This is a genomic window from Pseudomonas sp. TH04 (genome assembly GCF_016651355.1).
Classification (GTDB): domain Bacteria; phylum Pseudomonadota; class Gammaproteobacteria; order Pseudomonadales; family Pseudomonadaceae; genus Aquipseudomonas; species Aquipseudomonas fluorescens.
Genome location: NZ_JAEKEA010000001.1, coordinates 190662 through 204124 on the forward strand (window position 1 = coordinate 190662; position 13463 = coordinate 204124).

12 protein-coding genes are annotated in these 13463 nt (G+C 54.9%); 9 read left to right on the top strand and 3 right to left on the bottom strand.

Annotation, left to right across the window (positions count from 1 at the left end; translation table 11 throughout):
* Nucleotides 1-3 precede the first annotated feature (3 nt).
* Genes JFT85_RS00825 through JFT85_RS00850 form a run of 6 tightly spaced genes read left to right on the top strand, consistent with a single transcriptional unit; the run spans nucleotide 4 to nucleotide 5681 of the window.
* On the top strand, nucleotides 4-384 hold the full coding sequence (locus JFT85_RS00825) for a phage tail assembly chaperone (RefSeq protein WP_053256732.1): 381 nt from the start codon (nucleotides 4-6) through the stop codon (nucleotides 382-384).
* A gap of 47 nt (nucleotides 385-431) precedes the next feature.
* Nucleotides 432-704 carry a DUF1799 domain-containing protein gene (locus JFT85_RS00830; RefSeq protein WP_201228830.1) on the top strand — a complete coding sequence of 91 codons (273 nt, stop codon included), beginning with the start codon at nucleotides 432-434 and terminating at the stop codon, nucleotides 702-704.
* Nucleotides 705-731: 27 nt separating this feature from the next.
* Nucleotides 732-3806, top strand: coding sequence for a phage tail tape measure protein (locus tag JFT85_RS00835; RefSeq protein ID WP_201228832.1), 3075 nt, complete (start codon nucleotides 732-734; stop codon nucleotides 3804-3806).
* Entirely contained in the window at nucleotides 3806-4144 is a 339-nt protein-coding gene (locus JFT85_RS00840; RefSeq protein ID WP_201228834.1) for a phage tail protein, read from the top strand. Before JFT85_RS00835 ends, JFT85_RS00840 begins: the two co-directional genes overlap by 1 nt.
* An 11-nt stretch (nucleotides 4145-4155) precedes the next feature.
* Nucleotides 4156-4908, top strand: coding sequence for a phage minor tail protein L (locus JFT85_RS00845; protein WP_201228836.1), 753 nt, complete (start codon nucleotides 4156-4158; stop codon nucleotides 4906-4908).
* 2 nt (nucleotides 4909-4910) lie between these two features.
* Nucleotides 4911-5681: a C40 family peptidase gene (locus JFT85_RS00850; protein WP_201228838.1), complete on the top strand. Its 771-nt coding sequence runs from the start codon at nucleotides 4911-4913 to the stop codon at nucleotides 5679-5681.
* Here JFT85_RS00850 and JFT85_RS00855 read toward each other — a convergent pair.
* Nucleotides 5668-6132 carry a hypothetical protein gene (locus JFT85_RS00855; RefSeq protein WP_201228839.1) on the bottom strand — a complete coding sequence of 155 codons (465 nt, stop codon included), beginning with the start codon at nucleotides 6130-6132 and terminating at the stop codon, nucleotides 5668-5670. The genes JFT85_RS00850 and JFT85_RS00855 overlap by 14 nt on opposite strands.
* 509 nt (nucleotides 6133-6641) lie before the next feature.
* Here JFT85_RS00855 and dsr1 point away from each other — a divergent pair.
* Nucleotides 6642-10460 (top strand): anti-phage defense-associated sirtuin Dsr1, encoded by a 3819-nt coding sequence (gene dsr1, locus JFT85_RS00860; RefSeq protein ID WP_201228840.1) that lies wholly within the window; start codon nucleotides 6642-6644, stop codon nucleotides 10458-10460.
* A gap of 428 nt (nucleotides 10461-10888) precedes the next feature.
* Here dsr1 and JFT85_RS00865 read toward each other — a convergent pair whose 3' ends face one another.
* Both JFT85_RS00865 and JFT85_RS00870 read right to left on the bottom strand, forming a co-directional pair.
* Nucleotides 10889-11914 carry a hypothetical protein gene (locus JFT85_RS00865; protein WP_201228841.1) on the bottom strand — a complete coding sequence of 342 codons (1026 nt, stop codon included), beginning with the start codon at nucleotides 11912-11914 and terminating at the stop codon, nucleotides 10889-10891.
* Between the two features lie 109 nt (nucleotides 11915-12023).
* Entirely contained in the window at nucleotides 12024-12452 is a 429-nt protein-coding gene (locus JFT85_RS00870; RefSeq protein ID WP_201228842.1) for an Arc family DNA-binding protein, read from the bottom strand.
* 121 nt (nucleotides 12453-12573) lie between these two features.
* Between JFT85_RS00870 and JFT85_RS00875 the strand changes: the two genes are divergently transcribed.
* Nucleotides 12574-12735, top strand: a complete 162-nt coding sequence (locus JFT85_RS00875; RefSeq protein WP_201228843.1) for a hypothetical protein — start codon at nucleotides 12574-12576, stop codon at nucleotides 12733-12735.
* On the top strand, nucleotides 12713-13462 hold the full coding sequence (locus tag JFT85_RS28360) for a phage antirepressor N-terminal domain-containing protein (RefSeq protein WP_242486512.1): 750 nt from the start codon (nucleotides 12713-12715) through the stop codon (nucleotides 13460-13462). The genes JFT85_RS00875 and JFT85_RS28360 overlap by 23 nt, the downstream gene beginning before the upstream one ends.
* The last annotated feature ends 1 nt before the right edge of the window (nucleotide 13463 follow it).

Genomic DNA, 13463 nt, shown 5'->3' on the forward strand with positions numbered 1-13463 from the left:
CCCATGGCAAAGATCAGAATCGCCCAGAACCCGACGTTCAAGGCCTTCGTGTCGATCCCTATCGTTGGGGGCGAGCCCGAGAAGATCGAGTTCACCTTCAAGTATCGGGATCGTCCAGGGCTTGCCGCCTTGTTCGATGAATGGACCCTGAAGCGCGACGAGGCACAGGCCGCCCTCGGCGATAAGCCTACGCTTTCCGAAATCGTAGCCGCTGACACTGAGCAGCAAGCGCAGCAGATCAAGGACCTGGTGGTCGGCTGGGGCTTCGATGACAAGTTCGACGATAAGAGCATCCTGGCATTGGTGAAGTCCTGCCAGGGCGCTGCTGAGGCAGTTGTGAACGCCTACCAGAACGCATTCAGCCAGGCCCGCCTGGGAAACTGACAGACGCCGCCCGTGCACTCTACGCGCCGGCGGCACCTGCTGAACTGATGGGTCTGTTTGGGCTTTCCCCGGGTGACCTTGAAGAGGTGACCGAGGTATGGCCCTGCAACTGGCCAGCGCTTTACCTATTCAACAGGATGTCGACGCAATGGCGTGCTGGTGCCGGCGGCGCGATCGGTCTCGACTACAACTGCATCCGCGATGTGGCCGGCTTTCTCGGCATCAAGAAAAAGAAACTCGCTCAAATCTTTCCTGACCTCCAGGTGCTGGAAGGCGAAGCCTTGCGCGTCATGGCGGAGGAAAGGGAAAACAGCCCGTAACCACGGGCGCTTATTCAAGGTGAGTCGATGAACATTGCAGAACTCGGCGTCAAGATCGACTCGGCCGATGCAGTCCAGGCGAAAACGAGCCTGGATGAAATGGCGAAGGCCGGCGGCCGGGCCGAGCAGTCCGCTGTTTCGCTGATGAGCGAAATGCAGGCGCTGGAGAAATCGCTTTCTACCAACGCCAAAACCACGCAGGACCTGGCAAAGCAGCGTGACGCACTCGCCAAGCTGACCAAGACTGGCGCCTATGGCGAGGCTGAGGCGGCGAAGATCTCCGCGCAGCTCGACAAGCAGCAAGTTGCATTGGCCAAGTCGGCCATGGATGAGCAGAAGGCCCTTAACAGTCTGTTGGGTGCCATCGACCCGGCTCGCGCGGCCCTGGCCAAGCTGGATACCCAGGTAGAGCAACTGGGCAAACATCTGGATGCTGGGCGCTTGAGCCAGGAGGATTACAACAAAGCCCTGAGCAATATCGATAAGGATTACGCAAAGCTCGAAAAAACCAATACCGGTTTTGACAAGCTGCGCCTGGGCACTCGGCAAGCTCAGGAAAACGTTGTTCAGTTGGGCAATGCATTGTCTTCGGGCGACTGGGGTAGTGGTGTTCGCGCCGTGGCTCAGTTGGGCGCTGGCGCGGGTGCAGGGGCTGTTGGCTTGCTTGCCATCCTGACACCGCTGGCTCTGGCTACCGCAGCCGTAGGCGGTCTTGCATACGCCTACCATCAAGGCAGTGAGGAGCAAGATAACTACAACAAGGCGCTGATCCTCACAGGCAATTACGCCGGTGTGAGTGCGGGCCAACTGAGCGATATGGCGCGTCAGATCAGCGCAACGGTCGGTACTACTGGCCAGGCCGCAGAGGTGCTGTCGACGCTGGCAGGCAATGGAAAGATTGCGGGTGCGAGTTTCGTTGAAATTTCAGAAGCCGCCTTGGCGATGGAGAAAGCGACGGGGAAGTCTGTAGACGCGACGGTAGCTGAGTTCGTCAAGATTGCTGAGGATCCAGTTGCTGCTGCGAAGTCTCTGAATGATCAGTATCACTTCCTGACCGCCTCGGTCTATTCACAGATTGTTGCGCTTAAGGAGCAGGGCGACACCATTGGTGCAGCGAAGCTCTTGACCGACACTTACGCCGACACCGTAAAGGGCAGGGCTGGTGAGATCACTCAGAACCTTGGCACTATCGAAAGGGCGTGGAAAGGCATCACGGATGAGGCCAAGAAGTCCCTCGACGCGATAAAAAATATTGGTCGCGATGAAGGTCCGGCCAAAAGGATCGCTGAGCTTACCCAAAGTGCGGCTTATGCTCGAAGCGTGCTCAAAGCTGATCCGGATGACACCGACGCCAAAAAGAAACTCGCGGCTTCTGAGAAGGAACTGTATCAGCTTCAGCTTATGGTCTTTGTTGGCGGCCAGCGAACCAAAGCTCAAGAGGATCAGGTGCGTGTTCAGCAGGAAGGGATTGAGGCCGAGCAGAAGCTCAAGGCAATCAGCGATTCAAACCTGACCAATGCAGAGAAGCGCAATAAGCTGATCAAAGATTACCAGCGGTCAGTCGAAAATCTCCGCAAAGCAAACCCGGACAGTCCGCTCGTCCAGCCAGATTATGTGGCTAAGACGATCCAAAACATTAAAGACAAGAACAAAGACCCCGCGGTTGCTGCCGGCAGCGTGGATCTGACCGGCTTCAATGACGCGAAGAACAACCTCGCGGCCATCGCTACCGACTACAAAAACTACCAGAAGCAGTTGGACGCGGCGCAAAAGTCTGGGCTTATTTCAGAGGCAGACTACCTGTTACGGCGCCAAGCCCTGATTGGTAATGAGCGCGACCAGGTAACGGCGGCCTACGAGGCCGAGATATCCGCTCTGGAGGACGCCAAGGGCAAGAAGTCCACCACTGCCGCGCAGAGCATCCAGCTGGACCAGAAGATCGCTGACGCGCGCGCAGGGATGGTCAAAGCGCAGAAGGACGCTGACAGTCAGCTTGAAGTCCTGGCGACCAACGAGACCGGGCGCCTGGCCAAGCAAGAGCGCGCGATCAGCACCTACGTGCAGGCTCTGGGCCAGCAACAGCGAGCCCTGGAGCTTGCCGGCCAGCGCGCGGTTCTCGGCGTGGGTCAGGGTGACCGCCAGAACGCACTCAGCGGCGAGCTGAACAGCCAGCAAGACCGGTTTGCTCAGCAGTCGCTGGAGCTGGCCAACCAAAAGTCTGACCCGTCGCGGAACATGTCGGAGGAAGAGTTCAAGCGTAAGTCGCAGGCGCTCGCAGACGCGAATAAGGCTGCCACTGACCAAATCCGGCAGAACTACGCGGATGTGGAGAACGCCCAGGGCGATTGGACCAAAGGTGCGACAGCAGCGTGGGATAACTACCTGGACTCGGCACGAAACGTCGCCGGGCAGACGAAAAGCCTGTTCGGCAACGCCTTCAGCTCCATGGAAGACGCGGTCGTCAACTTCGCCACGACAGGTAAGTTCTCGTTCGCTGACTTCACGAAGTCGGTTCTCGCTGATATGGCTCGCATTGCAACACGCCAGGCGAGTTCAGCATTGCTGAGCAGCCTGGTGGGTTCGGCAGCGAGTTACCTCGGTGGTAGCGCGGCCGGTGGCAACGGACTGGCGGCTGGGTCTGCGGGTGCCGCGTCTTCAAACCTTGGGGCCTCGGCTGGCGGCTATTCCGGCTCGTACTTCCCGCAAGCCTTGGGTGGCGCCTGGTCGGGCGGTGTACAGATGTTCGCCGACGGCGGCGCCTTCACCAACTCCATCGTCAGCAAGCCTACGGCGTTCGGCATGGCCAACGGCAAAACCGGGGTCATGGGTGAGGCTGGGGCGGAGGCGATCATGCCTTTGACTCGCACGTCCAGCGGCAAGCTGGGTGTTATGGCCATGGGGGGCAGCGGGGTGGGGGCAACGCAAATCAATGTCGAGGTACATATCGACGGTGACGGCAATGCGTCGTCCACTGCTGACACGCCCGGGTATGACTTGTTCGGCAAGGAGCTGGCCGTGTTCGTCGAGCAGAAATATCAGCAACTGCGCAACAAGGACATGGGCCAGGGCGGCGTCATCAACAAAGCAATCAAGGGGCGCTGATGGCAATCGAACGATTCACCTGGGCAACGGAGAAGGGCGCGGAAGGAGAGATTAACCAGCGCGTCCGGACCAAAAAGTTCGGCGATGGCTATGAGCAGTCGGTCGAGGACGGACTGAATAATCAGTCGGAATCCTGGCCGGTGACGTTTACCGGTATGGCCGCGCGAATCCTGGAGATCAGGAAGTTCCTCGACAAGCACAAAGGGGCAAAGGCGTTTCTCTGGACGCCACCACTTGGCGTGCTTGGGCTCTACAAGTGCAACGGCTACAAGCCTGTTCACCGAGGCGGCCAGGTCTACGCCATCACCGCCACCTTCCAGCAAACCTTTCACCCCTGAGATAACGACCCATGGCACTGATCACGGACATCCAGAAACTGGAGCCCGGCGGCGAGATTCGCCTGTTCGAAATTGACGGTACCGAGTACGGCGCCGATTACCTGCGCTTTCACGGTCACGCCATTCCGCACACACCGGAGGAATTGCTGGCTTACGAGGGATCTGAAGAGGACCTGCCAGCGAAGTCGATCTGGTGGCAGGGCGTCGAGTACGCGGCCTGGCCGGTGCAAATTGAAGGCATCGGTTCCAGCAGCGACGGCACAGCCACTCGCCCGACATTCGTCGCTGGCAACGTCAACGGTCGCGTGACGGCGCTGTGCCTGGCGTTCGAGGACATGCTGAAGTTCAAGCTGACGGTCCGCGAGACCCTGGCGCAGTATTTGGATGCGGCGAACTTCCCCGACGGCAATCCAACTGCTGACCCGACCCAGGAATCGCTGGAAATCTGGTACATCGACCAGAAGACCAGCGAGGACGGTGAGGCAGTGATTTGGGAGCTGTCTTCCCCTGGCGAGATCGACAACCACGGACTGCCCGGCCGGCAGATGACGACTTTCTGCCACTGGGCCATGACGAATGGTTACCGGGGGCCTGACTGCGGCTACACCGGCGCGGCCATGTTCGACGACGAGGATAATCCCACTGATGATCCGGCCTTGGACCAGTGCAAGGGCTGCCTGTCGTCTTGCAAGTTGCGCTTCGGCGAGAACAACGAACTCTCATTCGGTGGATTCCCCGCCGTTTCGCTGATAGCCCGGAGCTGACCATGCGCAAGCACATCATCGCGGCCATCCAGGCGCACTCGGCGGCGCAGTACCCGAAAGAGTGCTGCGGCCTGCTGCTGGGCGTCGGGCGGTCCCAGAAGTACTTCCCGTGTCGGAACATCGCTACTGAGCCGAACGAAGAGTTCCGGCTTGATCCCCAGGACTATGCCGCGGCGGAAGACCTGGGCGAAGTGATCGGCATCGTTCACTCCCACCCGGACGCAACCAGCAGGCCTTCACCGCATGACTTGGCGATGTGCGAGGCCACTGCCTTGCCCTGGCACATTTTGTCGTGGCCCGAGGGCGACATGCGCACGATAACGCCCACGGGCAGCACGCCGCTGCTCGAGCGACCGTTCGTGCACGGTGCATGGGACTGCTGGCAGGTCTGCGCTGACTGGTACCTGCGGGAGTGGGGGATCGAGTTTGAGGCCTTTCAGCGCGCCGATGGTTGGTGGGAGAGTGCGGAGAACGCGAGTCTGTACGAGCAGCACTTCGAGGCTGCGGGTTTTGTGCGTGTCGACCGACCGCAACGTGGGGACCTGATCGTTATGCAGGTCGGCCGGACAGTTCATCCGAACCATGCCGGGATATACCTGGGCACTGATCCGTCGTTACCTGACGAAGAGTCGGGAACCTTCGGCCCCGGCCCATTCCTGCTGCACCACCTGTACGGCAGGCCGTCCGAGATCATCGTCTATGGCGGTCCTTGGCATGACAGGACACGGCTAGTGCTAAGACACTCAATCAGGATGAACTCTAAAAATTGCTAGGTTTCATTGTTGCGCATCTTCTAAGTTGCGTGGCCAGTGCGGCAACAATTGCGCTGTTATCAGCCTCGGGTGATTCTGCGGTCTTTTTCTGGTAGTTGTCGTAAATTGTGTCGTCGAGATATGCAATCGTCTGTATTTTGAGTCTCCCTATTGCAGGTATTGCTGCGGCTTTCACTTCAAGGTTCCTGTCACCGTATGCAATCACGGCATCGCCAAGATTTTTGTATAAGTTTTTTGCTTCATTGCAATATTGGGATCGAACTTCAAACACTTTGTTTTGCAGGGCTGTATCTTTTTCTTGTGTCGATTTCATAGATTCAAGCGTTATCAAGTGTTCCTGCTTGAGCTTTTCTAACTCCCTGTTTGTCTGGTTGTTTTCGTAAGTTGCATACCCTGCTGTAAGGGAAGTGAAAAGCACAGATGCAGCTGCAACCCAGTTAGAACCGCTCATTCGATACTCTCTATCCATTAAAAAAACGGGTGCCTATGGCGATCAGCCATTCTTGGCGTGCAAACTTAATCGAAATTCCTTGCAGGTGGCAATTCTTCTTTTGTGCCGCCAGTGCTACAGTCCCGCCAAACCAAAGAGAGCAGCATGTGAATCTCCTGCAAGGTGTTGCGGGATGTAGCAAGGGTAGGGGGCACCTAGCCAGGCAGACGAAATTGGTGACGTCTACTTTCGACCCAAAGCTGACCTTCGCGAAAGACGGCAATCGGCTCCCAATGAGGATACATGGATTGGGTCACGTTTTTTACGCAACTGGCATGTGATCTGATGCTGATGAGTCTATCCGCTTCCGTCGTTCGAGGACCGCGATCTACCCAGAGCAGTCGTGAGATCAAGGCAAACAAGAGAGAATTGTTATCGTTATATTAGGATAAATGGCGTAAAGGCCCCACCCGTGATACACAACGAGTCAACAGATGGCTTGTCGCCATCAGATACAAGGTGGGGCAGGGATGCAATTTGTAACGAACGGTCCAGATATTCCTGATGAGCTGCTCCAGGCCCATGAAGAAGGCAGGGTCATTTTCTTTTGTGGGGCAGGTGTTTCATATCCGGCAGGGCTCCTGGATTTCAAAGGGTTGGTGAAGCTCATCTACAAGGAAGCGTCGACCACCTTTAATAGCGCAGAGCAGAAAGCTTTTGATAACTACCAGTTCGATGCCACGCTGGATCTACTGGAGCGTCGCTTGCCGAATGGGCGCGGTGCTGTTCGAGAGGCTTTGGCGCGGGCTCTCAAGCCCAAAACTCGGCTCAAAGGCGCAACTGACACGCATGCGGCATTGCTGAGATTGGGAAAGAGCCGGACCGGTGAAGTGCGTCTCGTAACCACAAACTTCGACCGGGTGTTCGATGCCGCAGGTCGGCGTACAAAACAGCGTTTCAATTCTTACTCAGCCCCAATGCTTCCTCTTCCCAAAAAAAGTCGATGGGATGGGGTCGTTTACCTGCATGGCAAGCTGCCGGATAAACCCACCATTTCCGAACTCAACCGGCTGGTCATCACCAGCGGTGACTTTGGACTTGCTTACCTAACTGAACGTTGGGCTGCCCGATTCGTAAGCGAATTGTTCCGTAACTACGTGGTTTGCTTCGTCGGGTACAGTGTCAGCGACCCGGTTCTGCGCTACATGATGGACGCATTGGCGGCTGACAGAATGCTGGGAGAGGTTACCCCCCAGGCGTGGGCGTTCGGATCTTGTGCGCTAGGAGAGGAAAGCCAGAAGACCGATGAATGGAAAGCAAAAGGGGTTTCTCCCGTCCTGTACCACATTCAGCCTGGCGCGAACTCGCATAGGGGGCTGCACCAGACTCTGAAAGTATGGGCCGAGACTTACAGTGACGGAACCACGGGTAAGGAGCGGATCGTAACCACCCATGCTCTCTCCAGGCCTTCGGCCAGCACCCGGCAAGATGATTTCGTGGGGCGCATGCTGTGGGCGCTTTCTGACAAGTCAGGGCTGCCGGCGCGGCGGTTTGCAGATTTCAACCCTGCTCCGCCCTTGGAGTGGCTACTGGGCGCCTTTAGTGATTCCCGCTACTGCCACTCAGATCTCGCGCGTTTTGGTGTTCCTTGTCACGCTGAGCCAGATCCTAAGCTCAGCTTCAGTCTGGTTCAAAGGCCCTCGCCTTATCATTTAGCGGCGCCGATGACGCTGGGAAGCGGGCGCACGGGTCACTGGGATAATGTGATGTTCCAGATCGCTCGGTGGCTTGTTCGGCATCTCGACGATCCAGACCTTCTACTTTGGCTTACTGCGCGGGGCGGATGTATCCACGAGCGGCTTGCATTTCTTATTGAGGATCAACTGGGGCGCACTGCCAAGCTCCATAGTGAAGGAAACACCACTGAGTTGGATGCGCTTCGCAAAAGCTCACCTAACGCGATACCTGGGCTTCACATGCGCAAGCTGTGGGGACTGTTCCTGGCTGAACGAATCAAGTCGCCCTGGAGAGACCTGGACCTCTATAGCTGGTTGGAGCGGTTCAAGCGAGATGGTCTGACTGCCAGTCTTCGACTGCAACTCAGGGAGCTGCTTTCGCCTGTGGTGTCGATCTCCCGGCCGTTTCGATTTTCAGAAGACCAGGATGTCTCAGCAAAAAACCTGCGCGATCTGGTGAACTGGGATTTGGTTTTAGTCTCCGATCATGTGCGATCCACGCTCTCTGAGTCGTCTCGTTCGGAGTGGGCATCGGTCTTACCGTTGCTGCTTGAGGATCTCCAGGCATTGGTTCGTGATGCGTTGGATCTTTTGCAAGAATTGGGAAGTGCCGATTCCTTCCAGGATCGTTCATATTGGGATCTGCCGTCTGTCAGTCCTCACTGGCAGAATCGCGGTATCCGCGAATGGGTCGTGCTCGTGGAACTGCTGCGGGATTCGTGGCTGGCTAATTTCGGAGAACATCCTGAGGCTGGGGCGAAGATTGCGCACAGGTGGTTTGAGGTTCCCTATCCAACCTTCAAACGCTTGGCGTTCTTTGCAGCCAGCCAAGATGGCGCCATTCGTGCTGATGAGTGGGCTGAATGGCTACTTGTCGAGAATGGTCATTGGTTGTGGTCCACCTCCACTAAACGCGAGGTCTACCGCCTGCTTGTGTTGCAAGGGCGCATGCTGCCGCTTGCTGCTCAAGCAAGGCTAGAGGCGCAGATTCTGGCCGGGCCTCCCAGAGCAAATTTCGGGGAAGACATTACAGATGATCGCTATCAGGAGCACGTAGACCGGGCGGTTTGGAGGGGCTTGGCGAAGCTTCAGTACGGTGGGCTTGTGCTGGGTGATCAGGCTCAGCAAAGACTTGATGTTCTGTCCGCAGCCTACCCACATCTACGCTTGGCAGACAATGAGAGTGATGAGTTTTCTCATTGGATGAGTGGGACCGGAGACCCTGATTATCAGCAACAGCGTGTAATCAAACCTGCACCATACAAGCGTGAAGCATTGGTCCAATGGCTTCGAAATGTCCCGGCAGCTGATGAGTATTTCGATGAAGACACCTGGAGAGATGTGTGCCGAAAGCACCTTCTCAACAGCTTGTATGCTTTGGGTGATCTAGCGGACGAGGGCCAATGGCTCGTGAGTAGGTGGCGGGAAGCTTTCCAAGCATGGAGCGAATCAGGCATTGCTCGAAAATCATGGCGTTATGTTGCTCCTTGGATCAATAGGATGCCAGATAATGACCTTGAGCAGATAATTCATTATGTAACTCGCTGGCTTGATGAGGTATCCAAATCAGAACTTCAAGATATGGATTTGTTTTTGAGGCTTATTCGTAGGGTGATGCAACTGCCCCTGGAAGCGGATACGGGGATGACCAGTAATGGTGAACCGATCAATCAGCCAGTCACTGAAGCCATCAATCACCCTATTGGGCACGTTACCCAGTCTTTGTTGAATATTTGGGAGAGATCAGGCCTCAACGATGGTGGTGGTCTGCCAGGGTGGATGGGGCAGATTTTCACCGAGCTGTGCGACCCAGGAGTGGAGCGATACCGTCATGGCAGGGTTCTACTTGCTTCAAGACTTATTGCTCTGTTCCGGGTGGATGAGGTTTGGACAAGGGCAAATCTGCTTCCTCATTTTAGCTGGGCTCGTAATCCTGCTGAGGCTATGAGGGTCTGGGAAGGCTTCTTGTGGTCGCCGCGCCTGTACCGTCCACTTCTGTTGGCCTTCAAAGCTGAGTTTCTCGATACTGCACGCCATTATGCGGATCTGGGTGAGCACGGGGAACAGTTCGCGGCGATTTTCACTTATGCAGCCTTAGGTCCACTTGAGGGGTATGCCAGGGAGGAGTTCCGTGAGGCCTTTGCAACGTTTCCACTGAAAGCGTTACAAGAGGCGGCTCAAGCTTTATCACAAGCGCTGGAGGGGGCAGGTGAACAGCGGGAAGAGTATTGGCAGAATCGGGTCCTGCCTTTTTGGCAACATATCTGGCCAAAATCTAGGGACCTAGTGACATCCAACATTGCTGAATCATTGGTCCGGATGTCCATAGCGGCCGGAAAACAATTTCCTGACGTCCTGAATGCGATTTACGACTGGCTGGTGCCCATCGAGCATATGCACTATGTCATCCACCTGCTTTGTGAATCAGGTCTCTGCACAGTTTTCCCTGAAACAGCGTTACGCCTGCTGGCTGCGGTCGTCGACGAGCAGGGTTGGCCGTCTTCTGAACTTCGCCTTTGTATGGAGGCGATTGCAGAGCAGCAGGCGAATCTTGCTGAACGTCCTGAGTACCGGAGTTTGATGGAATACATGCGTAGCCGTGGCCAGGCCTAGCGCGAATAAACCGATGCAGCGGCTGAATTGATTTTGTACAAGGAATCGGGCTGCGGAGTAATTGGATGAGTGTTTCTAGCCGGTAGCTGCCTCCGGGTTACGGAGATCGTAAACCTATATTTTCTTTAACGTTGAAGCTTAACGACAAGGCAGGTTTACCATCACTACGGGCTTCACCGGGCGTCCACTTTTGGCCGAAAGCGCCTCGTGTTGCGTCATCGGGACGTGAAGTGAAGTTGAAGGCGGTGTGCCATATTGGCGCCCGCTAACCCGAATTTATCCACACCATTTTTCGCAAATGACGATCTTCTTGGGATGCCCGCCTTATATTCGCAGGTCTGAATCCAGGTCAAGTACTGAGCGAGGGCGAATCAAACTTACATAAAGGTAGTGGGTGTTGCCCTAAAAATCCTCCAACTAATCCGAACCTATTTAATATTTATGCTGTTATGCGCGAGCTTTTCTATAAAATTTCGGAATGCTCCAAATACTTTTTTGGAGATTGGGCGGGGCTTCAAGGCACTAACGCCAATTCGAAAAACATCGCCATCTAGTTGTTCTGTGAATCCTTCACACGACGCGAGCTCTTCGTCGTGCTTGAGAACTTTTTCTGCGAATTCTCTGGCAAAAGGTAGAGCATGTTCGTCGAGGTAAGTGCTCAGGTAGTCTTCGTGAACTACATCAATGGCCCAAAAGCGGCTCTTGTTGCGATCGTAATTGTCGCCATCATATTCATGGCGAGTAACTCTTACCCAAGGAGTGAACTGAGTTTCTCCGTCTGACCTTGTAATCACCATTGGAGCACTCAATACGGCGACAGGAAGGGTCAGTTTGGCTTGAAAGTATCGATATGTCGGCTTGGGGTATTCCGAAATCTCATAATGAGTAGCCGCTTTTATTAGAGGCATGACTACGCTGTTATATGCGTCCTCTCCTGAAAGCTCCAGTGAACTTCCGCGACGACCGCACTTGCTAAAGGTGTTGGAGAAAGGAGGGCGCGTTATGAAGTCGTGATTGCTAAGTCCCAGAGCTGTTAAGATGGAAAAAATGTATACAGAACGGTCTTCGTTAGTTGCAATTTCAATGCTATGGCTTTTCAGTCCTGCTATTGGAGGGAAGCCAGTTAGTCTGGCGGGGTGTTCAGTTTCAAAAAATATGAATGGTAGTTCTGACTGTTTGCATTCCAATAAGATGCTTAGGTGAGGCGAAGTGCGTGGTTGGGGGGCGCTATAATCGACTAGCGGCATATTGGCGAAGATATCGAGTGCGCGTAAAGTGCCGCTGTCCCTATCTTTGAATGACCACTCTTCATGGAGGTTGAAGCGGTCGCTTAATTTTTTCGCTACTCTCGTCTGTAGTGGGTATCCAGATTTTTTTATTGCTTCTAGTAAATCCGCCTCTTTGATTCCCTGGGGTAGGTTGTTTTGAATAGGGTTGTTCGGTGTGGCATCCATGAATTAAATTCCATATTTCTTTATTGCTAAGGAGGCACAGAGCAAGTGGGTGAAAGCGCCGAACGCTCGAAATTCGGTGGTTAACAAACGAGCGGCTCTAGAGGGGAGATCACAGGTCGTCAAACCAGATGGAGAGATGCTCCGAACCATCCCATTCAATTCGATATCCGGCTGTTTCCAACCAGTTCGTGAAGGCTTCCATGATGCCGTTCATGTCTGCCTCAGGCATCGCCTCAATCTCTAAGTCCTTCAAGTCAACATGGGCAGAAGCATGGCCCATCGCAACAGCCTGGTTGATACCGTCCAGTACGCGCTTCTTCACGACGCTAGGAACGCTCTGGCGTGCAATCGTCGCCATCTCCTTGGCTCTTGATGCTGGGATCAGCTCTTGCTGAGGCGCCTCACCAATAAAACTCAGCTCAAGCCGAGCAAGTATTTCGGCAGTCGCAGAGCGGCCTTTCTCTTTCGCGGCAGCCATAACCTGATCACGCAGGGCTTCTGGGATTCGGAGATTGAATTGTGGATCGGTGCGGCTCACGAATACCTCGAAACAAAAAGTTTACAGTCATTCGTCAAGAATGCATCACGGTGGTATTGACGACAATGCATCACCGTTATACATTTGAGTTATGAACAACGGTGATGCACAAGGTGAGAATATGAAAGTCAGAGAAATGCAGCAGGTGATTTTTCGTGCGGAGCCAGAAATTAAGGCTTGGCTGGAAAGGAAATCGCAGCAAGAGGAGCGCAGCCAGAACTGGCTGGTGGGGAAGGCGCTAAGGGAGGCGATGCAACGAGATGAACAAATCAAGCAGGCATAAAAAAACCCCAGCGCTGGCCGGCGCTGAGGTTGGGGTTAACGAGATCAACTTCGAGGAAGAAATCGTCATGAGTGATACTAGCACAGCCGTAGCGAAATCCAATGTCATCCCTTTTCGTGCAGCCAAGCTTTTGCTCGTCGAGCACGGCGGTCATCCATACGTTCCAATGAAACCGGTTGTTGAGGGCATGGGGCTGGATTGGAAGACCCAGTACCGGAAGCTACAGGCCGGCCGATTCAAGTCAGTTATGGTCATGATGACCACAACTGGTTCCGATGGGAAAACGTACGAAATGTCATGCTTGCCACTTCGCAAGCTGGCCGGTTGGTTGATGTCCGTCCATGCGAGCAAGGTCCGAATCGATCTGCATGAGAACGTATTGGCGTATCAAAATGAGTGCGATGACGTTCTCTGGGCTTACTGGAATGAGGGCGCCGCCGTTAGCGAGCGTAGCCCTGGCCAGGGCATGACACTCATCGGACAGACCATTGGCACCGATGGTTTTCACATGCTTGGATCTGTTGTAAAGGGGAAGGTAGCAAACCTGCCAGTTGTTGCTCAGCGGCGTGCAACAGCGAAAATCTGGTCGCAAACTCACTCAGCATTCGGCGTTCGTTCAGCTGCCGATATTCCTGCTGAACAGCTCGATGCTGCGAGAAACTTCATAGCCTCATACAGCTTTCATGAGGGTGAATTCATACCGAAAGGGGGGGGGCGCAGGAGTTGAG